Raw genomic sequence first — 25,922 nt, forward strand, 5'->3', positions numbered from 1 at the left:
CCCGCCCGAAGCGCGTGGCACACCCCTGACCCCCCTCAACCCGTACGGGTCACCTGAAAAGGTGCGCTCCCGCGCCCGCCCCTAGCGTCGAAGCCAGGCCTCGCGTCGACGCACGGGGCGAGCAAGGGAGCGTACGTGACCGACACGCGCACACCACCCACCGAGCCGGGCGCCGCGCTGCTGCGTGCCGGGCGGTTCTTCCGGCACGGCACGGCCGCGGGCGATCTGCACAGCGTGCGGCTGACCGGCGGGCGGGAGGCGGACTCCTTCTACCGGGACCGCTGGTCGCACGACAAGGTGGTGAACTCCACCCACGGGGTGAACTGCACCGGCTCGTGCCGGTGGAAGGTGTACGTCAAGGACGGCATCATCACCTGGGAGACCCAGCAGACGGACTATCCGTCGGTGGGCCCGGACCGCCCCGAGTACGAGCCGCGCGGCTGCCCGCGCGGGGCGGCGTTCTCCTGGTACACCTACTCGCCGACCCGGGTGCGCTACCCGTACGTCCGCGGTGTGCTGCTGGAGATGTACCGCGAGGCCATGCAGCGTCTGGGGGACCCGGTACTGGCCTGGGCCGACATCCAGAACGACCCCGAGCGGCGCCGCCGTTACCAGAAGGCGCGCGGCAAGGGCGGTCTGGTCCGGGCCCGCTGGGACGAGGCCGTGGAGATCATCGCCGCCGCGCACGTCCACACCATCAAGGAGTACGGCCCCGACCGCATCGCCGGTTTCTCCCCCATCCCGGCGATGTCGATGGTGTCGCACGCGGCGGGCGCCCGCTTCCACTCCCTGATCGGCGCGCCGATGCTGTCGTTCTACGACTGGTACGCCGACCTGCCGGTGGCCTCGCCGCAGGTGTTCGGCGACCAGACCGACGTACCGGAGTCGGGCGACTGGTGGGACGCGGCGTATCTGATGATGTGGGGCTCGAACGTGCCGGTGACCCGGACGCCGGACGCCCACTGGATGGCGGAGGCCCGCTACCGGGGCCAGAAGGTCGTGGTGGTCTCCCCCGACTACGCGGACAACACCAAGTTCGCCGACGAGTGGCTGCACCCGCACCCCGGTACGGACGGCGCGCTGGCGATGGCGATGGGGCATGTCGTCCTCAAGGAGTTCTTCGTCGACCGCGAGACACCGTTCTTCGACGGCTATGTACGCCAGTTCACCGATCTGCCGTTCCTGGTGACGCTCACCGAGCGCGACGGGGCGTTCGTGCCGGGGAAGTTCCTGCGGGCCACGGACATCGGGCAGGACAGCGAGGGCGCGGAGTGGAAGACGGTCGTGCTGGACGAGGCGACCGGCCGCGCGGTGGTGCCCAACGGCTCCCTGGGCTTCCGCTGGACCGACTCGGGCAAGGGCCGCTGGAACCTCGAACTCGGCTCGGTGAACCCGCAGTTGAGCCTGCATGACAGTGAGGTCGCGGTGGGTGTCGAGGTGCTGCTGCCCCGGTTCGACACCGAGGGCGGCGAGCACGGGCAGGGCCGCGGCGAGGTGCTGCGGCGCGGGGTGCCTGCCACCCGGCTCGGCGGGGCCGACGGCCCCCTGGTGACGACGGTGTTCGACCTGCTGCTCGCCCAGTACGGGGTGCGGCGCCCTGCCCTGCCGGGCGACTGGCCCGTCTCCTACGACGACGCCGACACGCCCGGCACCCCCGCCTGGCAGGAGATCCACACCTCGGTCCCGGCGGCCAAGTGCGTGAAGATCGCAAGGGAGTTCGCGCGCACGGCCGAGCGTTCCAAGGGCCGCTGCATGATCCTCATGGGCGCTGGCACCAATCACTGGTTCCACTCCGAGACGATCTACCGCGCCTTCCTGGCCCTGCTCCAGCTCACCGGCTGCCAGGGCCGCAACGGCGGCGGCTGGGCGCACTACGTGGGCCAGGAGAAATGCCGTCCGGTGACCGGCTGGGCGACGCTGGCCGCCGCCTCCGACTGGTCCCGGCCGCCGCGCCAGATGATCGGCACCGCGTACTGGTATCTCAACACCGACCAGTGGCGTTACGACCGTTTCTCCGCCGATGTGCTGTCCTCGCCTGTCGGCGAGGGGCGGTTCGCGGGGATGACCGGCGCGGACTGCCTGGCGCAGTCGGCGCGTTCGGGCTGGATGCCGTCGTATCCGACGTTCGACCGCAATCCGCTGGAGCTGGGCGAGGTGTTCGGCGATCCGGTGGCCAAGGTGGTGGCCGAACTGCGGACGGGTTCGCTGAAGTTCGCCTGCGAGGACCCGGACGCGCCGCGCAACTGGCCACGGGTGCTGACGCTGTGGCGGGCCAATCTGATGGGTTCGTCGGCGAAGGGCACCGAGTACTTCGCCCGCCATCTGCTGGGCACCCACTCCTCGTTGCGGGCCCTGGAGGCCGACGAGGACGAGCGGCCCCGCGATGTGGTGTGGCACGAGGAGGCGCCGGAGGGCAAGCTCGACCTGCTGCTGTCGCTGGACTTCCGGCACACCTCCTCGACGCTGCTGTCGGACGTGGTGCTGCCCGCCGCGACCTGGTACGAGAAGCACGACCTGTCCAGCACCGACATGCACCCCTTTGTACACTCCTTCGCCCCGGCCGTGGATCCGCCGTGGCAGGCGCGCACCGACTTCGACACCTTCAAGGCGATCGCCGAGCGGCTGAGCGAGCTGGCCGTGGACCATCTGGGCGTGCGCAAGGACCTGGTCGCCACGCCGCTGCAGCACGACACCCCGGGTGAGATCGCCCAGCCGGGCGGCCTGGCGCTGGACTGGCGGCGCGGGGAGTGCGATCCGGAGCCCGGCAGGACCATGCCCAACCTGACCGTCGTGGAACGGGACTACACCGCGATCGGCGACAAGTTCGCCGCGCTCGGCCCGCTGGTGGAGGAGCTGGGACTGCCCGCCAAGGGCATCGTGCTCAAGCCCGACGAGGAGGTGCGGCGGCTGCGGGACCTCAACGGCACCGGCTACGAGGGCCGCCCCTCCCTGGACACCGCGATCAAGGCGGCCAACGCCGTGCTCACCCTGTCCGGCACCACCAACGGCCGCCTCGCCACACAGGGTTTCCGCACCCTGGAGCAGCGCACCGGCCAGGAGATGGCCCATCTGGCCGCCGAGCACGAGGGCAAGCGGGTCAGTTACGCCGACACCCAGGCGGCGCCGGTGCCGGTGATCACCTCGCCGGAGTGGTCCGGCAGCGAGTCCGGAGGCCGCCGCTACACCGCGTTCACCCTCAACACCGAGCATCTGAAGCCCTGGCACACCCTCACCGGGCGCCAGCACTTCTTCCTCGACCACGACTGGATCCACGAACTCGGTGAGGCCCTGCCGGTGTACCGGCCGCCGCTGGACATGCACCGGCTGTTCGGCGAACCCCGGCTCGGACCGGACGGGCAACGGGAAGTGACGGTCCGTTATCTCACGCCGCACAACAAGTGGTCGATCCACTCCGAGTACCAGGACAACCTGTTCATGCTGTCGCTCTCGCGCGGCGGCCAGAACATCTGGATGTCCCCGAAGGACGCCGACGCCATCGGCGTCGCCGACAACGACTGGATCGAGGCGGTCAACCGCAACGGCGTAGTGGTCGCCCGCGCGATCGTCTCGCACCGGATGCCGCCCGGCACGGTCTTCATGCACCACGCGCAGGAGCGCACGGTGAACGTCCCGCTCACCGAGACCACCGGTATGCGCGGCGGCATCCACAACTCCCTGACCCGGCTGATCCTCAAGCCGTCCCATCTCATCGGCGGCTACGCCCAGTTGAGCTGGGCGTTCAACTATCTGGGCCCGACGGGCAACCAGCGCGACGAGGTGACGGTGATCCGTCGCCGCAGCCAGGAGGTGCGGTACTGATGCGTCCGATGGCCCAGATCGCGATGGTCATGAACCTCGACAAGTGCATCGGCTGTCACACCTGTTCGGTGACCTGCAAACAGGCGTGGACCAACCGGCGCGGCATGGAGTACGTCTGGTTCAACAATGTGGAGACCCGGCCCGGCCAGGGCTATCCACGCCGCTACGAGGACCAGGAACGCTGGCGCGGCGGCTGGGAGCTGAACCGGCGGGGCGCGCTCAGACTCAAGGCGGGCGGCCGCTTCCACAAGATCGCCGGGATCTTCTCCAACACCCGGCTCCCGGAGATCAAGGACTACTACGAGCCCTGGACGTACGACTACAAGAACCTCATCGAGGCCCCGCTCGGCGAGGACTATCCGGTCGCCCGTCCGCTCTCCCAGCTCGACGGCAAGCCCATGAAGGTCGAGTGGTCCTCCAACTGGGACGACAGCCTCGGCGGCGCCCCCGCCTACGGCGACCTCGATCCGATGGTCGAGCGCACCCGGCAACAGGCCTCGGACAAGGTGAGGTTCGAGTTCGAGCAGACCTTCATGTTCTATCTTCCGCGGATCTGCGAGCACTGCCTCAACCCGTCCTGCGTGGCGTCCTGTCCGTCCGGCGCGATGTACAAGCGGGCCGAGGACGGCATCGTTCTCGTCGACCAGGACCGCTGCCGGGGCTGGCGGATGTGCGTGACCGGATGCCCGTACAAGAAGGTGTACTTCAACCACCGCACCGGCAAGGCGGAGAAGTGCACCATGTGCTATCCGCGCGTCGAGGTGGGCCTGCCGACCGTCTGCTCGGAGACCTGTGTGGGCCGGCTGCGCTATCTCGGCGTCATCCTCTACGACGCCGACAAGGTCACCGAGGCCGCCTCCACGCCGTCGGAGCAGGACCTGTACGAAGCCCAACTGGGCGTGTTCCTCGACCCGGAGGACGCGGCGGTACGGCGGGCCTGCGAGGACGCGGGCATCCCGCACGACTGGATCGAGGCCGCCCGTCGCTCCCCCGTCCACGCCCTGATCAACACATACAAGGTGGCGCTGCCGCTGCACCCGGAGTACCGCACCATGCCGATGGTCTGGTACATCCCGCCGCTGTCCCCGGTGGTCGACGCGCTGACCGGGACCGGCCACGACGGGGAGGACGCCGGAAATCTCTTCGGCGCGATCGACACGCTGCGCATCCCGCTGGAGTATCTGGCGGAGGTGTTCACCGCGGGCGACACCGCCCCGGTGCGGGCCTCGCTGGAGAAGCTCGCCGCGATGCGCTCCCATATGCGGGCGGTCAACCTCGGTGAGACACCGGACCGTTCGATCTCCGAGACGGTCGGCATGACCCCGGACGAGATCGAGCGGATGTACCGGCTCCTCGCCATCGCCAAGTACGACGAGCGGTACGTCATCCCCACCGCCGCGGTCGGCGACGCCCGCCGGCTGGAGGAGTCCGCCCTGCCCGAGGGGTGCAGCCTCGACTACGAGGGCGGCCCCGGAATGGGCGGCGAGGGCCCGTTCGGCCAGGACTCCGGCCGCAAACAGCTGCCGCTGGTGTCGGTCGAGACCTTCCGCCAACTGCGCCGGCGCCAGACCACCGACGACGCGAAGGAGACCTGATGCCCTCCGACGCCGTGCTCTACCAGGCGGCCGCGCTCTGCCTGACGTACCCGGACGAGGACTTCCACACCCGGCTCCCCCTGGTGCGCGAAGCCGCTCCGCAACTGCGGGAGTTCACCGACCACGCCGCCCTCACCCCGCCGGGCGAACTGGCCGAGCACTATGTCCAGGTCTTCGACTTCAAGAACCGGCACAGTCTCTATCTGAGCTGGTGGACCGACGGCGACACCCGGCGGCGCGGTATGTCGCTGGTCCGTTTCAAGGACGTCTACCGCGCCCACGGCCTGGAGTTCACCGGCGAGGAACTGCCCGATTTCCTGCCCGCGGTGCTGGAGTTCACCGCCCGCACCGGCGAGACCCATCTGCTCACCGAGCACCGCAACGCCCTGGAGCAGCTGCGCTCCCGTCTCGCCGACTGCGGCACCCCGTACGCCGCCGTCCTGGACGCGGTGTGCGCGACCCTGCCGCCCGTCCCCACCGGAGCCCACCGATGACCGTCCTGCTCTGGGGCGCCCTGCCCTACATCGCCTTCGCCCTGCTGGTCGCGGGCCTGATCTGGCGCTACCGCTACGACAAGTTCGGCTGGACCACCCGCTCGTCCCAGGTCTACGAGTCGAGGCTGCTGAGCTTCGCCTCACCGGCCTTCCACTACGGCATCCTCTTCGTGCTCATCGGCCATCTGGTCGGCCTGTTCATCCCCATGTCCTGGACCGACTCCATCGGCATCGACGAGCACACCTACCACCTCTTCTCCCTCTACGGCGGCACGACGGCCGGTGTCCTCACGGTCGTCGGGATCGTGCTGCTGATCTACCGCCGCCGCACCAACGCGCCGGTGTTCCGGGCGACGACGGCCAACGACAAGACGATGTACGTCTTCCTGGTCGGCGCCATCCTGCTCGGCATGATCGCCAAGCTCCAGCACACCTCGGGCGACGGCTACAACTACCGCGAGACCATCGGCCCCTGGGCCCGCAGCCTCTTCACCCTGACCCCCGACGTCTACCGCATGGACGACGTACCGGTCCTGTACAAGATCCACGCCGTGGTCGGCATGATCCTGATCGCGATGGTCCCCTACACCCGCCTGGTCCACATGTTCAGCGCCCCACTCCAGTACCTCTTCCGCCCATACATCGTGTACCGAACGAGAGACCCACGAGAACTGGGCCCACGCCCGGAGAGACGCGGCTGGGAGCGCACGGGGTCTTAAGGGCTGGATAGGACGGGTCCTTAAGGTCGCCGGGGTGGGCAGCGCCCTTTTCAGGAGCACCGGTCCCTGACAACGCGGCCAGCCCCAACTGACCTAGGGGCGCGGGGAACTGCGCGACCAGCCCCCACGCGCCCGCGGACAAAGGACTACGCAGCGCCCCCTTGCGCATCCCGCTCGTCGTCGACGATCTCCGCGTCCACGACCCCTTCCTCGTCCGGCGCAGCCGATTGCTGCTCAGTCCCACCCCCATCGGGAGATGCCTGCGCATACATGGCCTGCCCCATCTTCTGACTCACAGAGCCAAGCTTGTCGACGCCGGCACGCAGCGCAGCCGTATCCGCGTTCTGTTCAAGCAGAGCCTTCAGCTCGGAAGCAGCCGCTTCGACCTCGGCCTTCGTCTCCGCGGGGATCCGCTGCTCGTTGTCCCGGACGAACTTCTCCGTCTGATAGACAAGCTGCTCCGCCTGATTCCGCGTCTCCGCCGCCTCACGCCGCCGCCGGTCCTCCTCCGCGTACTGGTCGGCCTCCCGCATCATCCGGTCGATGTCGTCCTTGGGCAGCGCGGAGCCGCCGGTCACGGTCATCTTCTGCTCGCGCCCGGTGGCGAGGTCCTTCGCGGACACATGCATGATCCCGTTCGCGTCGATGTCGAAGGCGACCTCGATCTGCGGCACCCCGCGCGGGGCGGGCGGCAGCCCGGTGAGGTCGAAGACGCCGAGCTTCTTGTTGTACGCGGCGATCTCGCGCTCACCCTGGTAGACCTGGATGCCCACCGAGGGCTGGTTGTCGGTGGCGGTGGTGAAGATCTCCGAACGCCGGGTCGGAATGGTCGTGTTGCGTTCGATGAGCTTCGTCATGATGCCGCCCTTGGTCTCGATGCCGAGGGACAGCGGAGTGACGTCGAGGAGCAGCACGTCCTTGACGTCGCCGCGGATGACACCGGCCTGGAGCGCGGCGCCGACGGCGACGACCTCGTCGGGGTTGACGCCCTTGTGCGGGTCCTTGCCGGTGAGTTCGCGCACCAGCTCGGTGACTGCGGGCATCCGGGTGGAGCCGCCGACGAGGATCACATGGTCGATCGCCGAGAGCTTGATCCCGGCGTCCTTCACGGCCTGGTGGAACGGCGTCTTGCAGCGGTCCAGCAGATCGGCGGTCAGCTCCTGGAACTGAGAGCGCGTCAGTTTCTCCTCCAGGTGGAGCGGACCCTCGGCGGAGGCGGTGATGTAGGGCAGGTTGATCGAGGTCTCGGTGGACGAGGACAGCTCGATCTTCGCCTTCTCCGCGGCCTCCCGCAGCCGTTGCAGCGCCATCTTGTCCTTGCCGAGGTCGACGCCCTGCTGTCCTTTGAAGCGCTTGACGAGATACTCGACGACCCGCATGTCCCAGTCGTCGCCGCCGAGGTGGGTGTCGCCGTTGGTGGCCTTGACCTCGATGACCCCGTCGCCGATCTCCAGCAGGGAGACGTCGAAGGTGCCACCGCCGAGGTCGAAGACGAGGACGGTCTGCTCCTCGCCGCGGTCGAGGCCGTAGGCGAGCGCCGCGGCGGTGGGCTCGTTGATGATCCTGAGCACCTTCAGGCCCGCGATCTCCCCGGCCTCCTTGGTGGCCTGCCGCTGGGAGTCGTCGAAGTAGGCGGGCACGGTGACGACGGCGTCCGTGACGTCCTCGCCGAGGTAGGCCTCCGCGTCCCTCTTCAGCTTCTGGAGCACCCGCGCCGAGAGTTCCTGGGCGGTGTAGCGGCTGCCGTCGATGCTTCCCTTGTCCGGGAAGCGCCAGGTGCCGTCGCCCATGTAGCGCTTCACGCTGCGCGCGGTGCGGTCCACATTGGTCACGGCCTGCCGTTTGGCGACCTCACCGACCAGCACCTCGCCGTTCTTGGCGAAGGCCACCACGGACGGTGTCGTCCGTGCCCCCTCGGCATTCGCCACGACGGTGGGCTCACCGCCCTCCAGGACGGCCACCACCGAGTTCGTCGTCCCGAGATCGATCCCGACCGCACGTGCCATCTCCATCCCCTTCCGCCAGGGCGCGTTCCCGACTCCAGCACAAAACTTGAGTGCGCTGTTGTCAATGCGGCATCGCGGCGGATCCCGAAGGACCCGGGGTCATCGGACAAGCTGAGTCCGGGACCCGGTACCAGGATCGCCCCGGACCCCCCGGAAGGGCGATACCGCGCCTCCGGCCGGCAGGACGGCGGAGGCGCGGTATGCGGTATCGCGGTATGCGGTATACGGAGCGGTGCCGGGCGCCGGCGTCAGGCGAGCTTGGCCGACAGGGTGATCGTCGTACCGGTGAGGGCCTGGCTGACCGGGCAGTTCTTCTTGGCGTCCTCGGCGGCGGCGACGAACGCGTCGTTGTCGAGGCCGGGGACGGTGCCCTCCACGGTGAGGTGGATACCGGTGATGCCCTCGCCCGGCTGGAAGGTGACGTCCGCCGAGGTGATGAGCTTGGTGGGCGGGGTACCGGCCCCGGCCAGGCCGTGCGACAGCGCCATGGAGAAGCAGCTGGAGTGGGCCGCTGCGATCAGCTCCTCGGGGCTGGTCTTCCCGTTCGCCTTCTCGGCGCGCGAGGGCCACGACACCGGCTGCTCGCCGATGCCGGAGGAGTCGAAGGTGACGACGCCGCTGCCCTCGAGCAGATTGCCTTCCCAGACGGTGTGAGCGGTGCGCGTGGTGGCCACGGTTCTTCCTTTCGCGGTGAGTGTGCAGCATGTGGAGCGTGCCGGATCCCCTCTACGGGGCCCGTACGCCCCATCCGATCACATCCGCCCTCACTGCACCTTGAAGACGGGCCCGCGGGGGGTGAACGGCAGGCGGCCGCCCTGGGGGATCAGATAGGCGTGCTCGCGCCGCACCCGCAGGACGTCGCACCAGGCGTCCGTGATCACCAGCACCGGGGCACCCGGCGGGAAGTCGTCCGCCCGGTGCAGCAGATCGATCCCGGGCTGGAGCACCGTGCCGCCGCGCCCGCGCACCCTGACCCGCCCAGCGATCTCGGTCACCGGCACGTACCCGGCGTCGTAGGGCGCCGCGTCGCAGAACACCACCCGGGCCGCGGGCACGTCACGGGCCTCGGCGTAGGAGGCGATGGCGCCGAGGGCCTTGCCGAGCAGGGTGTGGCTCATGGAGCCGGAGGTGTCGAGGACCACGCCGAAGGTGCACCGGGTGATCTCCTCGGGCGGGAAGTACCGGCCCGCGCGTGGAATGTCCGGGGTGGCGGACTGGCGGCGCGAGGGCCGCGCGTAGGTCCGTACGGCTTCCGGACGGGGCACGAACTCGTCGAACCAGCGGGCGAGTTGCGCGTCCCACGGGAGCGGCGGATGGCTGAGCGCGCGGATCTCCTCGACCAGTCCTGCGGGCAGCTCGCCGCGCCCCTGGTGCTGGTGCAGGTCGAGGCCCTGGCACAGGCCGCGGCGGTAGAACTCGTCGAGGTCGACGTAGTCGCGGGGCGGGCCCAGCGGGCCGCCGAGGATGTCACCGGCGCCCTTGCCGCGCAGGGTGGACAGCCGGCGGATACGGCGCAGGTCGCGGGCGATGCGGTCGTAGACCTCCTCGGCCGACAGACCGGCCAGCTCACGGTCGTGCAGCACTCCTTCGGGCATCGTGCCGATCCGCATGTCGTGGAGCCAGCCGTTGATGACGTAGTCGCAGGCGACATTGAAGAGGTAGGGGTCGCGGGTGCCGCAGCGGTCGCCGTGGCGCAGGGCGGCGTGCAGCATCTCGTGGGCGAGCACGAACCGCCACTCCTCGTCGTCGAGGGTGCACAGCGGGTTGACGTAGATCTCCCCGGCCGTCGCGTCCACCGCGGCGACGGCGATGCCGTGGGCGCGGGCGAGTTCGGCGTCGGCGACCAGGGTGATCCCGGCCGCGATGCCGCCGAGCAGCGGGTAGGAGGAGACGAACCAGCTCAGCGCCCGTTCCCAGGGGCGGCGCGGGGTGGGCCCGCCGCGCAGCGAGTCGCGGCGGCCCCCGGCCAGGTCCATGGCGGTGCCGACGCTGCGGATCAGGGCGTGCGCGAAGTCGAGCTGCCAGTCCTTGGGGGTGCCGCCCAGCCAGGTGTCCCAGGGCACCAGCAGCAGATCGGGGTCGCCGCCAGCGGTACCGCAGCGCTCGTAGGCGGCGGGGACGCCGTCGCGGCGCCAGCGGGCGGCGAGCTGTTCCTCGTCGCCGTCCGGGTACGCGGGCGGCAGGTCGTCGGGGGTGCGGCCGACGGGGAAGCCGAGCAGGAAGCGGTTGACGACGGCGCAGCGGGCGGCCAGCTCGTACCGGTCGGGCTGGGTGCGCCGGCCGGCCGCCGCGGGGACGTGCCCGAAGCCGAGGTGGATGATGGCGTGGGCCAGTGCCCAGGCCCATTCCTCCGGTTCGGCGAGGCGGGTGGGGTGGGCGTGCAGGACGCCGTCGGAGTCGACGCGGACGAATCCCGCGGCGGGCGCGTGCGGGCAGGCGTACTTGCCGCCCTTGCCGTACTTGTTGTTCCTGTCCTCCGTGTCGTCCTTGCGGCAGACGCTGAATCCCACGGCGGCGAGCGCCCGGTTGGCCCGCACCAGCCGGAGGCCCGCCTCGAAGGCCTCGGCCGCGGGGTCCTTCTTCGGCTTGGCGCCCTTGCCGCCTTTACCGCCCTTGCCGCCCTTGCCGCCTTTACCGCCCTTGCCGCCCTTGCCGCCCTTGCCGCCGCGGGTACGGCTCACCGCCGGGCCTCCACCAGGCGGGGCATGTCACGGGCCGCCTCGACGAGGAACCAGGCGGGCAGCACGGGGTTGCCGTCGGTGTCCGGGGCGATGACGGACTGGGCGACCTCGACGGAGATCTCGGCGAGCTGCACCAGCAGCGACTTGGCGCGGTGCGCGGCCTGTCTGCCGTTGCCGGACAGATGCTCGCGGCTGGCCGGGAGTTCCTTGACCAGACGCCCGCGGAACGACTCGGCGAGGTAGTACAGCAGGTCGCGGTCCTCCAGCCGGTGCGGCCACCCGGCGTCGCCCTTGAGTATGGCCTCGATGCCGAAACGGCTGCGCACGATCTTGACGTAGCCGCAGAAGGCGACCGCGTGCGCGGGCGTCAGCGTGCCGTGCGCGACGACCTGGAGGGTCGCCTCGTCGAGACCGGGCCCGAAGGAGTGCAGGGCGTCGGAGAGCATGTGCCAGGAGCGGGGCGTGGAGAACGGCTCCTCGGTCTTCGGCGGCTTGGACCACAGATGGTCCGGGCGGTCGGTGAGATGGTCCAGGACCCAGGGGTGGATGCCGTGGGCCGCGGCCCAGCCCAGCCAGTCGCGGGCGGAGGCCTCCAGATGCACATGGGTGAGCCGGTTGACCAGCGCGGAGGCGATGGGGCGGGCGAGGGCGTTGTCGGTGGAGCGGTTGCCGGCGCCGATGACGATGGAGCCCTTGGGCAGCTCGTAGTTGCCGATGCGGCGGTCCAGGATCAGCGAGTAGAACGCCTTCTGCACATCCGGGGTGGCCGCGTTCAGCTCGTCGAGGAAGAGGCAGTACGGCTCGTCGCGGGCGATCGCCTCCGGCGGGCAGAACACCGAGCGGCCGGCACGGATCTGCGGTACGCCGATGAGGTCCTCCGGCGCGAGCTGAGTGCCGAGCAGGCTCACGCACTCCAGTCCGAGCGACTCGGCGAACTGCCTGACCAGGGAGGACTTTCCGATGCCGGGGGCGCCCCAGAGGAACACGGGCCGCACGGTCGCGAGGCCGAGCAGCAGCTCCGGGAGACGGGCGGGAGTGACGGTGACGGCAGCCTGCAAGGGCGGGGCTCCTGGGGTTGTACGGGAAGTGCGCACGGGTAGTGCGCAGAGCGCGGTACCCACGGCGGTGCACGAGGGTCCGGACGTCCGGACCAGTGTGTGCCTACGACGTCTGCAGCGCAGCCGATTTTTTTCGCAGCCGGTCCTTTCCCGCGACCGTCACGGCACACGGCGCAGGGCGCAGGGCGCAGGGCGCACGAGTGTCAGGCGGCCCGGCGGTCCGCCTCCGCCTCCCCTTCCTCTGCCCCTTCCCCTTCAAGGTCTGCCGTGATCGGCACCTGGGGTCCGCCGGACTCGCCGAGCCAGCGGCGCAGCACCCGGTGGATGTGCTCGGCGCCGGAGAGTTCCGAGCCGTCCGCGGCCGGGTCGGACAGCACCAGCGGGGACAGCAGGAACGGCCGGGTCTGGGCGCCGCCGAGGCCGCCGTGGGAGCCGATCTGCTCCTCGAAGGAGAGGACTTCGCCGGTGCTCGGGTCGTACGACGAGTTGACCATGATGTCGGCGGTGTGCGGGAACCCGTGCGTACGGCGCACGGCGTCGGCGGCCCCCGAGCCGAACTCGGCCAGCGGGCCCGGGTCGGCGTCGAGCTCGTCCAGCGGGATCTCCGCGCCGTACGCGCCGAGCACCAGACCGCCGTGCAGCTCGCTGCCGACCAGCAGGAAGCCGACGCCGGGGTGGTTGGCGAGGGTGGTGAGGAGGGCCGGGTGGCGGGCGTCGATCTCCTCCTTGGTCATCCGGTGCGGGACATCCGGGAAGGAGATCAGGCCGAGGTTGCCGGACGCCAGCACGATCGGCTCGGAGCGGCGGGTGGGGCGGTGCTGCTCCCCGCCCTCCTCGACGGGCCTGCGCAGTGCGGCCCGTACGGCGGAGCGGGCCTCGGCACCGCTGCGGGTGCGCTGCGCCTTGCGCGGCACGGGCAGCCCGCAGCCCGCCCGCACCAGATCGCCCAGGGTGAGGCCGTAGCGGGCCCGGAAGGTCTCGCCGGGGCTCTGTCCGTGGTCGGAGAGGACGACGATCCGGTACGGCCGAGGGGCGTGCTCGGCGACGTTCTCGATCAGCGCGAGAGCCCGATCGAGCCGCTCCAGGACCTTCCCGGCGTCCCGGCCGAACGGCCCGGAGTGGTGCGCGACCTCGTCGTAGGCCACGAGATCGGCGTAGACGGCGGTGCGCCCGGCGAGCATGTCGCCCATCACCGCGGCGATGACGACGTCCCGCTCGACGACGGTCGCGAAAGCACGCACCAGCGGATACAGCCCACCGCGCGACACCCTGGGGCTCTGCTTGCGCAGCCGCGCCCGGGTGGACTGGCCGATCTCGCGACTCGCCTCGGCGATGAACGAAAGCGCGGTGCGCACGGCGTTGGCCGGGTCGGAGAAGTATGCGAAGTACCCGGCGCGGGAACGGTTCTCCCTGCTGCGTCTGCGGGCCGCGATGGACAGCACGAGGGCCTGTTCCCCGGCGCCGCCGCTGAACAGGTTGCCCCGGCTCGCACCGTCCACTTCGAGCAGCCCGCCGTCACCGCTGCGGACGACGGCACGGTGCTGGAGCTCGGCGGCGCTGGTCGGGCGGTTGCAGACCATCACCTCGCGGCTGTCCTTCTCGTACCAGCGGAACGCGGGCACGTCGTGGTTGGAGCCGTGCAGGATGCCGAGCTGGCTGGAGCCGGTCTGGCTGGACCAGTCGGTGCGCCAGGGGGTGAGACGGTGGGTGGCCCGGACACCGGCCTCGGCTCCGAGCCATCGGGCGAGGGTGGGCGTCAGCCCGGTGTCCACGGCGTCGCGCACCACGTCGTGTCCGACCCCGTCGAGCTGGAGGAACACGGTGCCTGGGCTGGAGGGCGCGGGCGGCAGCCTGCGCCGCCGCCGGTCGGAGAGCCGGTACAGCCGCCGCCGGTACGCGTCGTCGTCCCGTACGGCGAGGGCGGCACCGGTGGCGGAGGCGACGGCGGACATCACGGCGGCGACGATCACGGCGGTCTCGGGGGCGGCCTCACTGCTCCCGGAGGGATTGATCCGCAGCGCGACGAGCAACAACGACCCGTTGAGAAAGAAGACCAGCAACCCGAGCACGAGCGCAGGCACAAGCAGCAACAGCCGCACCAGCAAAGGCCAGACGAGGGCCGACAGCAGACCGAAGGCACCGGCCCCGAGCGCGGCGGTGACGGCTATACGAGTGGCGCTGTCACCGCTGGCGGACTGGAGCCGGAAGTCGGGCAGAACACCGGCGAGCACCAGCATGGTGAGCGTGGACACGGCCCACACGGAGACACTCCGCCCCACCTGACTGGCCACCCGCCTCCACCGCACGCCCCACACCCCTCACATCCCGCCCACCACCCGAGCAGGCCTACCACAACCTTGTCACAGCCCCGAGCAGAACAGCGGGCACGGGACTGCACCGATACACGGCTCCGCCGCGGGGCGCGAGAGCCCCCGCCCGCACGGCACGAACATCCGCAACCACCCCAAAGGGGCGCGGGGAACTGCGCGACCAGCCCCCACCGGCCCGCACTCTTCAGGGGCGCGGGGAACTGCGCGATCAACCCCGACCGGCCCGCACACTCAGGGGCGCGGGGAACTGCGCGGGAAGTCCCACGAACCCGCACGGGCCATAGAACCGCACCACCCCATGGGGGCGCGGGGAACTGCGCGACCAACCCCCACCGCCCGCAGCCAAGCAAAACCGAACCGACCCGCGGTCGAAAGCAACCCGGCCCCGTGGGGCCAAGCCCGCGAAAACGCTACCGCCCGTCATAACCCGCCGTAGGCATGGACAACCGCCGATGCACCCTCGCCTTCATCTGCGCGTCATACCGCGGCTCAGCAAACCCCACCACCTCCACCCCCACACCCCGACGCCCGCACTCCGCCACAAACTCGTCGGCAGACGACAGCGCACTCTCCAGCACCCTCCGACTGGGCGCCACGAACAGATCCGCCCCCGCCCGCACCCCGTCCCACAGCACACAGTGATCCGCCCGCAGCCCCCGCACCACCAGCTCCCGGCTGACCACATACCCCTGCTCGGCCGCCCACCGGGCGCACATCGCGTGCTGGCTGCGGGTATCGACCAGGAAGGGATCCGCGTCCAGTTCCTCCAGCGGAGTGAGACTCGCAATGGAAGTGACACGCACCAGCACCGCACCCGCCATGGCGTCCCCCTCACCTCCGGGTTTCGCCGCCGACCCTACTCCTGCCCGTAGGCTTCGGGGGAGGCGCACGAAGGAGGCAAAGAGGTGCCGGTGGAGATCACCTGGTGGGGTCACGCCACCTGCACGGTCGAGGACTCGCACATACGCGTCCTGACCGACCCTTTGTTCGCGCGCCGGCTCGCGCACCTGCGCCGCCGCCGGGGCGAGGTGCCGCCCCCGGGTGCGCTGCGCGCGGACGTGGCGCTGGTGTCGCATCTGCACGCCGACCATCTGCACGTCCCGACGCTGGCGCGGCTTGCGCCGGGTACGCGCCTGCTGGTGCCCCGGGGCGCACCGCTGGCGGTACCGGCGCTGCGCCGGCTGACCCATCTGCGGCTCGTCGAGGTGGCGCCGGGCGATGTGACCAAGGTCGGCGACCTGGTCGTACGCGCGGTACCGGCACGGCACGACGGACGCCGTCTGCCGGTCGGCCCGCACCGCTCCCCCGCCCTGGGCTATGTGATCGAGGGCGAGGCGCGGACGTACTTCGCCGGGGACACGGGGTTGTTCGACGCGATGGAGGCGGAGGTCGGCCCGGTCGATGTGGCGTTGCTGCCGGTCGGCGGCTGGGGGCCGTACCTCGGGGAGGGACATCTGGATGCGGGTCGCGCGGCGCAGGCGCTGGCCCGGCTGGCGCCGCGCAGCGCGGTGCCGGTGCACTACGGCACATACTGGCCGATCGGCATGGACGCCGTGCGCCCCCATGAATTCCATGCGCCGGGCGACGAGTTCGTGCGCCTGGCGGCCGAGCGGGCCCCCGCGGTGGCGGTGCACCGGCTCGGGCACGGGGAGAGTGTGCGCCTGGAGGGCGCCCGGTGAGCTGGCTGGCCGCCACCGCGACGACGGTGCCGCCGGAGTCCACCCAGCAGGCGATCGGTTATCCGTCACTGTTCCTGCTGGTGCTGATCGGCGCGCTGGTGCCGGTGGTGCCGACGGGCGCGCTGGTGAGTACGGCTGCGGTGGTGGCCTTCCATCAGACGGCGCCGTTCGCGCTGGCGCTGGTACTGGTGACGGCCTCGACGGCGGCGTTCCTGGGCGATGCGACGCTGTACTGGCTGGGGCAGCGCGGGATGGGTTCGCGCAACGGTTCGCGCTGGCTGGAGGCGATCCGGGCACGGGCGCCGGAGGACCGGCTGGCGCAGGCTCAGGACAAGCTGGCCGAGCACGGGGTGTCGGTGCTGGTGCTGTCCCGGCTGGTGCCGGCGGGGCGGATCCCGGTGATACTGGCCTGTCTGATGGCACGCTGGCCGATGCGCCGCTTCGTACGGGGCAATCTTCCGGCCTGTGTGGCGTGGGCGGCGACCTACCAGCTCATCGGGATCCTCGGCGGCTCGCTGTTCCCCGAGCCCTGGGAGGGCGTGGTCGCCGCGGTCGCGCTGACCCTGCTGATCAGCGCGGCCCCGAGCGTGTGGCGGCGGATGCGCAGGACGGAACGGGTCTAGGGCCTGTCGTAGGACGCGACGGTTCAGACGGACAGCACCGCCGACCCGCCCACCGGCAAGTCCCACAGGTCCTCCCGCTCCAGCCCCGCCCGCTCCCAGGCGGCCCGGACTCTGAGCAGCGGCTCCAGGACGGGCTCGGCGGAGAGGACGAAGGTGCCCCAGTGCATGGGCGCCATCCGCCGCACCCCGAGATCCTGGGCGGCCCGCACCGCCTCCTCCGGGTTGCAGTGGACGTCGCTGAGCCACCAGCGCGGGTCGTACGCGCCGATGGGCAGCAGGGCGAGGTCGATACCGGGATAGCGGCTGCCGATACGGGAGAACCAGTGGCCGTAGCCCGTGTCGCCCGCGAAGTACAGGCGCCGGCCCTCCGGGTCGGTGAGCACCCAGCCGCCCCACAGACTGCGGCAGGTGTCGGTGAGGGTGCGCTTGGACCAGTGGTGCGCGGGCACGAAGTCGAAACGCACACCGCCGAGTTCGGCCGCCTCCCACCAGTCCAGCTCGGTGACACGGGTGAACCGGCGGTACCGGAACCAGCCTGCGAGCCCGGCAGGCACGAACACCGGTGTGTCGTGCGGGAGTCGGCGCAGGGTGGGGGCGTCCAGATGGTCGAAGTGGTTGTGGCTGATGACGACGGCGTCGATCCGCGGCAGATCGCTCCAGGCGATGCCGACGGGCGTGATACGGGCGGGGGTACCGAGGATGCGCTGGGACCAGACGGGGTCGGTCAGGACGGTCAGCCCGCCGATGCGCACCACCCAACTGGCGTGCCCCGCCCAGGAGACAGCAATCGTGCGCGCACCGACACCGGGCAGCGGGGCGGGCTCGTAGGGCAGCAGCGGGATGTCGGCGAGGCCGTCGCGGCCGGGGCGCACGGAGCCCTCACGGGCGAAGCGGGCGAACGCCTTGATGCCGGGCAGCGGTGCGGTCAGCCGGTCGTGGAAGGCCCGCGGCCAGAAGCGCCGCTCCCAGAGCGGCCGGGGCTCGGCGAGCGGCGGGACGGAGGGCGCGAGGATCGAAGTCGTGGCGCCAGCCGTGGCTGCCGGGGGCGTGGTAGCCGTGATCACGGTCTTCGTAGCGGTCGTAGGTGTCCTTGTCGTCCCTGTCGTCCCTGTCGTCCTTGTCGTCGTTGTCGTCGTCGAGGCGGTGGTCGTGGCGGTGGCGGTGGTCGTGGCGGGGGCCGTGGTCGTCGTGGTGGTGGGCGACTCGGACTGCTGCGTCATCGAGGAGACTCCCATCGCTGAGCGTCGTCACGGAGATCGTCGAAGACCGACCTCAGATGGTTCAACGCACGTTGCACGTGTGGCAGTTCCAACGGCGAGGGTGAGGTGAGGCATTCCTTGCCTTCCTCGCCGGTGCCACCGAGCAGCGGTCCCGTGGCGAGCCGTACGCGCGGTTCGGCGAGGTCGTCACCGAACCGGTGGCCGCCCGGTGCGGGCATGCCCAGACGGGCGGTCAGGAAGTCCTCCAGCTCCTGAGCGTCACCGACGCCGTGCGCGGTGAGCGCGGAGCGCAACGGGCCCAGATCGACGTAGAGATGACGCCCCGCCTGCGGCGGCCGGGCGAGCGCGCCCGCGGCGACGACGGCGGTGTGCGCGGCGGCGGCCACGCGCGCGTGCAGCCGTACGGCCGCCGTACGGCGCGCGACCACGGGCCCGGGCTCGCCGAGCGCGTACCCGGCGGCCACGGCGACCGGTTCCGCGACCCGCGCGCCGAGTGCGGTGAGGACGTCGAGCACGCGCGCGTGGAGGCCGTCTCCCGCCTCGCCCGCCGGGAGGCGCACCACGGCGGCCGGCCAGCCGGGCGGCAACAGGGCACCGGCCAGGTCGGCGACGACGGTGACCCGGTCGGGCAGCATCTCGGCGGGGCTGAGCAGCACCGTGTCGTGGGGCCGGTGCACGGTGTCGCGCCAGGTCTCGTCGCTGATGAGGTGCAGCCCCTCCCCTGCGGCGGCCTCCAGCGTCTCGTGCAGCAGTTCCGGCGGGGCCACGGTGCCGGTCGGGTCGTCGGCGACGGACAGCACCAGCAGCCGCGGGTCGCCGCCCTCGGCGCGCACCCGGCGCACGGTCTCCAGCAGCGCGTACGGGTCGGGGACCCCGCCCGACTCGGCCGTCGTCGCCACATGGAACACGGGCCTGCCCAGCAGCCGCGCGTAGGGCGCCCACCAGGCGGCGCACGGCCGGGGCACCAGGACGTCACCGCCGAGCGCCGCGGTCAGCGCGACCAGCAGGGTGGGGGCGCCGGGCGCGGCCGCGACACGGTCTGCCGCGGCGGGCAGCCCGCGCCGCTCCCAGTACCCGCACGCCGCCTCGCGCAGCACCAGGTCCCCGCCGACGGGCTGCTCCTCGGCCCGCCGGGCGACGGCGGCGAGGGCCTCGGCCAGCTCGGGCAGAACGGGGAGCCCGTCGCCGGGGAACCGCGGCCCGTAACGGACGGGGCCGTGACCTTCCGGATCCGTCCGCCGCATGGTGCCTCCCGCCGTCGTGGGTGCGGTGCCGTGCCGTGCCGTGCCGAGCCGAGCCGCGATCGCCGTCCCCGGGTGCCCGCGTGTGCGGCGTCCGGTGGGTTCCAGGGTGCCGGTGGCGGGCGCAGGGCGCGCGGCGTACGACGGTCCCGGCGGTCCCTGCGATCCCGGCGGCCCCGGAGCCCGTGGGGCGCCGGTGGCGCGGACCGGTCAGCCGTGTCGGCGCAGGCCCTTGCGGCGCAGCCGGTACACGGCGCCGCCGAGCGCCGCCGCGATCAGGGCGGCGCCGGTGGCGAGGGCGGGCACGGACGGGGTGAGGGAGCCTCCCGCGCCCGCCTCCACACCGCGCTGGACGGGGGCGGGTGTCGAGGTGGGGTGGTGATGGGTGGGGGCGGTGGTGGAGACATCGGCCGGCGGGGGCGTCGGGACGCAGGAGTCGTGGTCGGGGGCGAGGGTCGGGGTGGGCCGGGGCACGACGGCGTCCGCCCTGGGCTGGGGCCTGGGGCAGAGGGCGCCGGTGCCGCCCGTGTCACCTGTACCGCCTGTGCCGCCTGTATCTCCGGCGGTCTGGTGGGTCCCTCTCCCCACCGTGAACGTCGTGCTCCAGGGCTGTCCCTGCTCGCCGGGGGCCGCGGGGCAGGTGCCGCCCACGGTCCAGGCGGGGCCGCCGACGACGCCGTCGGTGGTGACCGCGTCCGTACCGGCCGCGCCCGAGCCGGCCGGCTCCGGCACGGTGTCCGGACCGACCGTGTCCGTTCCGTCGCCGGAGCCCGTGCTCGCCCCGTCCCCGTTCCCTGCGCCGCTGTCACCGGCCGCCGCGGTGAGCCGGGCCGTGCCCTGGTACTGAGGCCCGGAGACGGCGTCGTCGGCGGCGGGCAGATGCGTCAGCCGGACGGTGCCGGGGTCGAACGCCTCCGAGGTGGCGTCGAGGGTCTCGGGCGCCGTACCGACCGGATCGCAGGACACGGAGACGGAGACATTGCCGCCCGCCTCGGCCGTGCCGGGGCTCACCTCCGCCGAGGGATCCGCGAACGCGGCCGGCGTACCGCCGCCGAGCACGGCACCGGCCAGGACGGCGACGGACAGGGCACGGGCAGTGCGGTGCATGAGCGGTACTCCTCGGTCGACGGACCTCCGACGGACCTCCACGGACGGAAGGCGGCGGGCGCGACGCGTGCGCCGGACGCAACGCGTGCTCCCTCGGCCATCACAGCCCGTACGACCGCGCGCCGCGCGCGGCCGGACCCCATTCGCGGGACACACGCCGTCCTTCCGGGTGAAACGCACCCCTGCCCCGCGACCCACGGCTCGGGGCCCTGGGCCCCGGGCCCCGGGCCCCGGGAGAGGCTCAGGCCGCGTCCCGCATCACCTGGTCGCGCAGCCGGTCGCAGCACCGGCTGATCAGCCGGGACACGTGCATCTGCGAGATACCCAGTTGCTCGGCTATCCGGCTCTGCGTCATGTCCCCGAAGAACCGCATGTAGAGGATGGTCCGTTCACGCTCCGGGAGGGCAGCGAGCCGGGGTTTGACCGCCTCGCGGTCGACGACGACGTCGAGCGCGGTATCGGACGAGCCGAGGGCGTCGCCAAGGGAGTACCCGTCCTCGCTGCCCGGCAGCTCAGCGTCAAGGGACAGCGTGCTGAAGCTGTCCAGGGCCTCCAGACCGGACCGTACCTCGTCCTCGCTCAGGTGCGCGTGAGCGGCGATCTCGGGCACGTCCGGCTGTCGGCCCGGTGTCGAGGCCGACAGTTCCTGACAGGCGAGCCGCACCCTGTTGCGCAGGTCCTGGACGCGGCGGGGCACGTGCAGGGTCCACAGGTGATCGCGAAAGTGCCGCTTGATCTCGCCGGTGATGGTGGGTACGGCGTAGCTCTCGAAGGCGTTGGCGCGCTCGGGGTCGTACCGGTCGATGGCCTTGACGAGGCCGAGGGCCGCCACCTGGCGCAGGTCCTCGTAGCTCTCGCCGCGGCTGCGGAAACGCCCCGCGAGCCGTTCGGCCATGGGCAGCCATGCCTCGAACAGTTCGTCACGGAGGTGGTCGCGCTCCCGGCCCTGGGGGAGGACGGCCAGCCTGCGGAACTCCTCCGCCGTGTCGGGGGCGTCGTCATGGGGGTGGCGGGTGGTGCGGTGGGGGGCAGTCGCTGGCTCGGCCATGATGGCTCGTAGCTCCCTCACAGGTGCTCTGGCTGGAACGGTCACCGTGGGAGCGCACGCCCCGAAGTCGCCGGAGGCGTATGCGCCAGCCCGGGAGGCCTGGAGGCGATCCCACGGACGTGCCTCCGGTCCGAAGCACTGATTCTCCCCTTGCCCCGGGCCGTATCGGACAAACGCATACCGGCGAAATTTTCCGGAATTCGGATTCCGGAAATCCGGAGCGAAGCGCTGCCGATGCCCGGCCACCCGGCACTCCGCCTTCCATGAACCCGTGTCGGTGCGCGCTGCCGGGGTACGCGACCCTCCCACGACGAACCGACGAACCGACGAACCGACGAACCGACGAACCGACGAACCGATCAAGCAACCGGACGACCAGGTGGAGGGACAGAAGACATGCAGCGAGGGAGCAACCGGCTGAGCGTCCACCGGGACGACGAGATGAAGCATGAGCTGAAGGAACTGATGAGGTCGCGCCACCCCACCCGCACCGCGGAGTGGCACGATCCGGAACCGGCGGCCGAGGACGACCCGGAGGTCTGGCGCGGGCCTGTGGTGCCGGGCCGGTCGAGCCGGGCTTCGATGGAGGAGGTACGGCTGGAACTGGGCCGGATCCTCGGCCGTGGCGCCTTCCCCGCTGGCCCCGCCGATCTGATGCGCGCCCTGCGCAGCGAGAACGCGCCCGACACGCTGGTCGAGGCGCTGGAGCCGCTGCCGCGCCGGACCCGCTACGGCAACGCGCAGGAACTGGCCGAAGCGGTGATCGCCGCGCGCGGGACGTAGCTCATCACCCCACCGGCCCGTGCCCGGGAGGCGTTACGGGCGCGGGCTGACCGACTCCCCCGACCGGCGTTCCCGGGCGCCCTCGCGGGTGCGGGACGCAGCGATGAGGCGGCGCGGGTTGCGCCGCAGATACTCGCCCTCCAGCTGGGCCATGCGCTCGTTGTGGGTCCGCAGGGCCTCGTTCGAGCCGTAGAGCAGTGTGTCGTGGCGCGTCCGGTGGATGTTCTCCAGCTCTTTCATGAGCTGCTGGTCGTCCAGCCGGCTGGGGTCGACTCCGGTCATGGTGGTGCCCCGCTCGTCGTGTCCGTTCCGTGCGCTTCCGCCTCCACTGTACGAACAATCCGCCACCCGGGCCCTCCGTGTGCACGGAGGTGTACGACGGCGGACGACAGCCGGCACCACGGCCCGTCCGGCGGGCCGGGTCAGCGGGCGCGTTCGACGCGGCGTTCGTCCCACACCGGCTCCGAGGTCTCGCGGACCCGGCCGTCGGCGCCGAACACCAGGTAGCGGTCGAAGGAGCGGGCGAACCAGCGGTCGTGGGTGACCGCGAGGACCGTGCCCTCGAACGCCTCCAGACCGTCCTGGAGGGCTTCCGCGGACTCCAGGTCGAGGTTGTCGGTCGGCTCGTCGAGCAGCAGCGCGGTGACGCCCTGGAGCTCCAGCAGCAGGATCTGGAAGCGGGCCTGCTGGCCGCCGGAGAGCCGCTCGAAGTTCTGCTCCGCCTGCTGGGTCAGCTCGTAGCGGCGCAGCCGGGACATGGCGGCGCCGCGGTCCTGGGCGTGCTCCTTCCAGAGGATGTCGAGAAGGGTGCGGCCGAGGAGTTCGGGGTGTGCGTGGGTCTGTGCGAAGTGGCCGGGCACCACGCGCGCCCCGAGCTTCCACCGCCCGGTGTGCGCCACGCCGTCGCCGGCGAGCAGCCGCAGGAAGTGCGACTTGCCGGAGCCGTTGGAGCCGAGCACGGCGACCCGTTCGCCGTAGAAGACCTCCAGGTCGAACGGCTTCATCAGGCCGGTGAGTTCGAGCGCCCCGCAGGTGACGGCGCGCACGCCGGTGCGGCCGCCTTTCAGGCGCATCCTGATGTCCTGCTCACGCGGCGGTTCCGGGGGCGGTCCGGCCTCCTCGAACTTGCGCAGCCTGGTCTGGGCGGCGCGGTAGCGGGACGCCATCTCGTGGCTGTTCTCGGCCGCTTGACGGAGTGTCAGTACCAGCTTCTTCAGTTGGGCGTGCTTCTCCTCCCAGCGCTTGCGCAGCTCCTCGAAGCGGGCGAAGCGTTCACGTCGGGCGTCGTGGTAGGTGGCGAAGCCGCCGCCGTGCACCCAGGCGTCCGCACCGGCGGGCGAGGGCTCGACGGAGACGATCTTCTGGGCGGCACGGGCGAGGAGTTCACGGTCGTGGGAGACGAACAGCACGGTCTTGCGGGTCTCCTGGAGCCGATCCTCGAGCCAGCGTTTGCCGGGTACGTCGAGGTAGTTGTCGGGCTCGTCGAGCAGCAGCACCTCGTCGGTGCCGCGCAGCAGCGCCTCCAGCACGAGCCGCTTCTGCTCACCGCCGGACAGGGTGCGCACCTCGCGCCACTGGGCCCGCTCGTAGGGCACGCCGAGCGCGGCCGTGGTGCACATGTCCCACAGGGTCTCGGCCTCGTAGCCGCGTGCCTCGGCCCAGTCGGCGAGGGCTTGCGCGTACCGCAGCTGGGCGGCCTCGTCGTCGACGGTCATGATGGCGTGCTCGGCACGGTCGACGGCCTGCGCGGCCTCCCGGATGCGGGGCGGGGCGACGGACACCAGCAGGTCCCGTACGGTCGTCTCGTCCCGTACGGATCCCACGAACTGGCGCATCACCCCGAGCCCGCCGCCGACGGCGACGGTGCCGCCGTGCGGCTTCAGCTCGCCGGACAGCAGCCGCAGCAGGGTCGTCTTGCCCGCGCCGTTGGGCCCGACGAGCGCCACGACGGCCCCTTCGCCGACCCGGAAGGACACGTCCCCGAGCAGCGCCCTCCCGTCGGGCAGGTAGTACTCGAGATGCGCGGCCTCCAGATGTCCCATGGGCACGCATTCTGGAACCTGCTGCCGGGCGCGGGCAAACCGTTATCCCGGCCGGGCGGGACCCGCTCCGGGCGCCGGGCTCCTTCCGCCCCGATCGGCCGCGGGCGCGGCGCGGGGCACACCCCGGCTGAATCGCCCCCGCCGCCCCTACCCGTTCCCGTCCCCGAGGGGCTACGCCCCTCGAACCCCAACGGGGGCTCCGCCCCCGCCCCCAGCCCCACCGGGGCCCATGGGGCGCAGCCCCCGGTCCACGCGCAACCACTCGCTCCCACCGAGGCGCAGGGGCGGAGCCCCGTCGGGAGCCGGCGGCGGAGCCCTCGGTGGGGTCGACGGGCGGAGCCCGTCGGGGGACTGGGGCGCAGCCCCGTCGGGGGACTGGGGCGCAGCCCCGTCGGGGGACTGGGGCGCAGCCCCGTCGGGGGACTGGGGGCGCAGTCCCCCACTGGGGTCGAGGGGCGCAGCCCCCGGTGGGGGTCGGGAGGGGCGGAGCCCCTGGGGACGGGAATAGGTAAGGGCGGCGGGGGCGAAATAGGTGCGGGGCCGCCCCTAAGGGCTGGCAGAGGTTCGTCCGCGCCGCCGAAACGGCTACTCCGTCGGCCCTGCCCCCGGCTCCGCCGCCTCAGAGACCCGCAACGACGAGTCGGACAGCGGGCGGACAGGCATCCCCGTCGGGCCGTCCCCGCCGGAGGGCGTGACCGTCTCGCCCGCCCAGGACAGCGCCTTCCAGCCGTCGGTCGGAGAGCCCTCCAGGACGACCACCCCGGTGTTGCGCAGGGGGTGCGCCGCGGCGAAGGGCACATCGACGTTGTCGGCGCGAGCGGCCGTCCACATCCGGATGGCGGCACCATGGCTGACCATGGCGACCGTCCCCGCTCCGCTCGCCGCCGCTTCGGCGACCACCGCGTCGTAGCGAGCAAGCGCCTCCGTACCGCTCTCCGCGCCCGGCATCCGCAGTCCCGTGTCCCCGGCCGCCCAGGCGAACACCACGCGCATGTACTCCTCGCCGCGTGGCGAGTCGCCGGGCAGCATCTCCAGGTCACCCGCGGACAGCTCGCGGATGCCGTCGCGCACGATCACGTCGAGGCCCCGGGCCGCGGCCAGCGGGGCGGCGGTGCGCTGGGTGCGGACCAGCACGGAGGCGTAGACGGCCTCGATGTCCTCGTCGCTGAGGGCCTCCGGCAGGGCCATGGCCTGGCGTTCGCCGAGTTCGGTCAGGTCGGCGCCGGGTATGGCGGTGTCCAGGAGGCCGGCTTCGTTCGCGGTGGTCTGGCCGTGACGGATGAGGAGCAGGCGCACTCGGGTGGATTTCCTCTCGCTCGGACCGGTCGGACCGGTCGCTTCGGTCGGACCGGTCATCGGACACATCGGACGTGTCACGTCGGTCGTCGGACATCGGTCGTGGTCGTTCGGCGGTCGCCGGTCGCCGCTCCCCACCGGTCCGGCAACGTTCACCCGGTCCGCAGGTCGGCACACGGCC

Annotated in this window: 20 protein-coding genes; 7 read left to right on the top strand and 13 right to left on the bottom strand. The window is 71.8% G+C overall.

What is annotated here, in order from left to right:
• The first annotated feature begins 135 nt into the window (after positions 1-135).
• Genes ACSYGN_RS07045 through narI form a run of 4 tightly spaced genes read left to right on the top strand, consistent with a single transcriptional unit; the run spans position 136 to position 6,627 of the window.
• Complete coding sequence (locus ACSYGN_RS07045) at positions 136-3,819, top strand: nitrate reductase subunit alpha (RefSeq protein WP_460392962.1); 3,684 nt, start codon at positions 136-138, stop codon at positions 3,817-3,819.
• Positions 3,819-5,414: a nitrate reductase subunit beta gene (narH, locus tag ACSYGN_RS07050; RefSeq protein ID WP_460392964.1), complete on the top strand. Its 1,596-nt coding sequence runs from the start codon at positions 3,819-3,821 to the stop codon at positions 5,412-5,414. Before ACSYGN_RS07045 ends, narH begins: the two co-directional genes overlap by 1 nt.
• Complete coding sequence (gene narJ, locus ACSYGN_RS07055; protein ID WP_460392966.1) at positions 5,414-5,908, top strand: nitrate reductase molybdenum cofactor assembly chaperone; 495 nt, start codon at positions 5,414-5,416, stop codon at positions 5,906-5,908. The genes narH and narJ overlap by 1 nt, the downstream gene beginning before the upstream one ends.
• Complete coding sequence (gene narI / locus ACSYGN_RS07060; protein WP_460392968.1) at positions 5,905-6,627, top strand: respiratory nitrate reductase subunit gamma; 723 nt, start codon at positions 5,905-5,907, stop codon at positions 6,625-6,627. Before narJ ends, narI begins: the two co-directional genes overlap by 4 nt.
• 146 nt (positions 6,628-6,773) lie before the next feature.
• On the opposite strand, the gene dnaK is transcribed toward narI, so the two are convergent.
• From dnaK to ACSYGN_RS07090, 6 genes are all read right to left on the bottom strand, one after another.
• Positions 6,774-8,633: a molecular chaperone DnaK gene (gene dnaK / locus ACSYGN_RS07065; protein WP_460392970.1), complete on the bottom strand. Its 1,860-nt coding sequence runs from the start codon at positions 8,631-8,633 to the stop codon at positions 6,774-6,776.
• Positions 8,634-8,881: 248 nt separating this feature from the next.
• A complete protein-coding gene (locus ACSYGN_RS07070) occupies positions 8,882-9,307 on the bottom strand; it encodes an OsmC family protein (protein ID WP_460392972.1) in 426 nt (141 codons plus the stop codon).
• A 90-nt stretch (positions 9,308-9,397) separates the two neighbouring features.
• Positions 9,398-11,314 carry a vWA domain-containing protein gene (locus ACSYGN_RS07075; RefSeq protein ID WP_460392974.1) on the bottom strand — a complete coding sequence of 639 codons (1,917 nt, stop codon included), beginning with the start codon at positions 11,312-11,314 and terminating at the stop codon, positions 9,398-9,400.
• Positions 11,311-12,372 carry an ATP-binding protein gene (locus tag ACSYGN_RS07080; protein ID WP_460392976.1) on the bottom strand — a complete coding sequence of 354 codons (1,062 nt, stop codon included), beginning with the start codon at positions 12,370-12,372 and terminating at the stop codon, positions 11,311-11,313. The genes ACSYGN_RS07075 and ACSYGN_RS07080 overlap by 4 nt, the downstream gene beginning before the upstream one ends.
• 203 nt (positions 12,373-12,575) lie before the next feature.
• Entirely contained in the window at positions 12,576-14,687 is a 2,112-nt protein-coding gene (locus ACSYGN_RS07085) for a phage holin family protein (RefSeq protein WP_460392979.1), read from the bottom strand.
• Positions 14,688-15,112: 425 nt separating this feature from the next.
• Positions 15,113-15,523 (bottom strand): hypothetical protein, encoded by a 411-nt coding sequence (locus ACSYGN_RS07090; RefSeq protein WP_460392982.1) that lies wholly within the window; start codon positions 15,521-15,523, stop codon positions 15,113-15,115.
• A gap of 84 nt (positions 15,524-15,607) precedes the next feature.
• On the opposite strand from ACSYGN_RS07090, the gene ACSYGN_RS07095 reads away from it, so the two are divergent.
• Positions 15,608-16,381, top strand: coding sequence for an MBL fold metallo-hydrolase (locus tag ACSYGN_RS07095; protein WP_460392984.1), 774 nt, complete (start codon positions 15,608-15,610; stop codon positions 16,379-16,381).
• Positions 16,378-17,004, top strand: a complete 627-nt coding sequence (locus ACSYGN_RS07100; RefSeq protein WP_460392987.1) for a DedA family protein — start codon at positions 16,378-16,380, stop codon at positions 17,002-17,004. Before ACSYGN_RS07095 ends, ACSYGN_RS07100 begins: the two co-directional genes overlap by 4 nt.
• A 23-nt stretch (positions 17,005-17,027) precedes the next feature.
• On the opposite strand, the gene ACSYGN_RS07105 is transcribed toward ACSYGN_RS07100, so the two are convergent.
• The 4 genes from ACSYGN_RS07105 to ACSYGN_RS07120 form a co-directional block, all read right to left on the bottom strand.
• Positions 17,028-18,224, bottom strand: a complete 1,197-nt coding sequence (locus ACSYGN_RS07105; protein ID WP_460392990.1) for an MBL fold metallo-hydrolase — start codon at positions 18,222-18,224, stop codon at positions 17,028-17,030.
• A complete protein-coding gene (locus ACSYGN_RS07110; protein ID WP_460392992.1) occupies positions 18,221-19,468 on the bottom strand; it encodes an aminotransferase class I/II-fold pyridoxal phosphate-dependent enzyme in 1,248 nt (415 codons plus the stop codon). Before ACSYGN_RS07110 ends, ACSYGN_RS07105 begins: the two co-directional genes overlap by 4 nt.
• A 207-nt stretch (positions 19,469-19,675) precedes the next feature.
• Positions 19,676-20,572 (bottom strand): hypothetical protein, encoded by an 897-nt coding sequence (locus ACSYGN_RS07115; RefSeq protein WP_460392994.1) that lies wholly within the window; start codon positions 20,570-20,572, stop codon positions 19,676-19,678.
• Between the two features lie 241 nt (positions 20,573-20,813).
• The gene (locus ACSYGN_RS07120) at positions 20,814-21,620 is read right to left on the bottom strand and encodes a SigB/SigF/SigG family RNA polymerase sigma factor (protein WP_460392996.1); all 807 of its coding nucleotides are present in this window, start codon (positions 21,618-21,620) and stop codon (positions 20,814-20,816) included.
• A gap of 396 nt (positions 21,621-22,016) precedes the next feature.
• Here ACSYGN_RS07120 and ACSYGN_RS07125 point away from each other — a divergent pair, with 396 nt between their 5' ends.
• On the top strand, positions 22,017-22,403 hold the full coding sequence (locus tag ACSYGN_RS07125) for a DUF2795 domain-containing protein (RefSeq protein ID WP_460392998.1): 387 nt from the start codon (positions 22,017-22,019) through the stop codon (positions 22,401-22,403).
• A gap of 33 nt (positions 22,404-22,436) precedes the next feature.
• Here ACSYGN_RS07125 and ACSYGN_RS07130 read toward each other — a convergent pair whose 3' ends face one another.
• The 3 genes from ACSYGN_RS07130 to ACSYGN_RS07140 form a co-directional block, all read right to left on the bottom strand.
• On the bottom strand, positions 22,437-22,685 hold the full coding sequence (locus tag ACSYGN_RS07130; RefSeq protein WP_460393000.1) for a DUF6158 family protein: 249 nt from the start codon (positions 22,683-22,685) through the stop codon (positions 22,437-22,439).
• Between the two features lie 140 nt (positions 22,686-22,825).
• Positions 22,826-24,445 (bottom strand): ABC-F family ATP-binding cassette domain-containing protein, encoded by a 1,620-nt coding sequence (locus ACSYGN_RS07135; RefSeq protein WP_460393002.1) that lies wholly within the window; start codon positions 24,443-24,445, stop codon positions 22,826-22,828.
• A 585-nt stretch (positions 24,446-25,030) separates the two neighbouring features.
• Positions 25,031-25,741, bottom strand: coding sequence for a histidine phosphatase family protein (locus ACSYGN_RS07140; RefSeq protein ID WP_460403275.1), 711 nt, complete (start codon positions 25,739-25,741; stop codon positions 25,031-25,033).
• Positions 25,742-25,922 lie beyond the last annotated feature (181 nt).

The organism is Streptomyces sp. YIM S03343 (assembly GCF_054729195.1).

Excerpts from the sequence above, each read along its gene's own strand:
- narH (WP_460392964.1), top strand. The coding sequence starts at position 3,819 with ATGCGTCCGATGGCCCAGATCGCGATGGTCATGAACCTCGACAAGTGC.
- narJ (WP_460392966.1), top strand. The coding sequence starts at position 5,414 with ATGCCCTCCGACGCCGTGCTCTACCAGGCGGCCGCGCTCTGCCTGACG.
- narI (WP_460392968.1), top strand. The coding sequence starts at position 5,905 with ATGACCGTCCTGCTCTGGGGCGCCCTGCCCTACATCGCCTTCGCCCTG.
- dnaK (WP_460392970.1), bottom strand. The coding sequence starts at position 8,633 with ATGGCACGTGCGGTCGGGATCGATCTCGGGACGACGAACTCGGTGGTG.
- ACSYGN_RS07090 (WP_460392982.1), bottom strand. The coding sequence starts at position 15,523 with ATGGCGGGTGCGGTGCTGGTGCGTGTCACTTCCATTGCGAGTCTCACT.
- ACSYGN_RS07105 (WP_460392990.1), bottom strand. The coding sequence starts at position 18,224 with ATGACGCAGCAGTCCGAGTCGCCCACCACCACGACGACCACGGCCCCC.
- ACSYGN_RS07110 (WP_460392992.1), bottom strand. The coding sequence starts at position 19,468 with ATGCGGCGGACGGATCCGGAAGGTCACGGCCCCGTCCGTTACGGGCCG.
- ACSYGN_RS07115 (WP_460392994.1), bottom strand. The coding sequence starts at position 20,572 with ATGCACCGCACTGCCCGTGCCCTGTCCGTCGCCGTCCTGGCCGGTGCC.
- ACSYGN_RS07120 (WP_460392996.1), bottom strand. The coding sequence starts at position 21,620 with ATGGCCGAGCCAGCGACTGCCCCCCACCGCACCACCCGCCACCCCCAT.
- ACSYGN_RS07125 (WP_460392998.1), top strand. The coding sequence starts at position 22,017 with ATGCAGCGAGGGAGCAACCGGCTGAGCGTCCACCGGGACGACGAGATG.
- ACSYGN_RS07130 (WP_460393000.1), bottom strand. The coding sequence starts at position 22,685 with ATGACCGGAGTCGACCCCAGCCGGCTGGACGACCAGCAGCTCATGAAA.
- ACSYGN_RS07135 (WP_460393002.1), bottom strand. The coding sequence starts at position 24,445 with ATGGGACATCTGGAGGCCGCGCATCTCGAGTACTACCTGCCCGACGGG.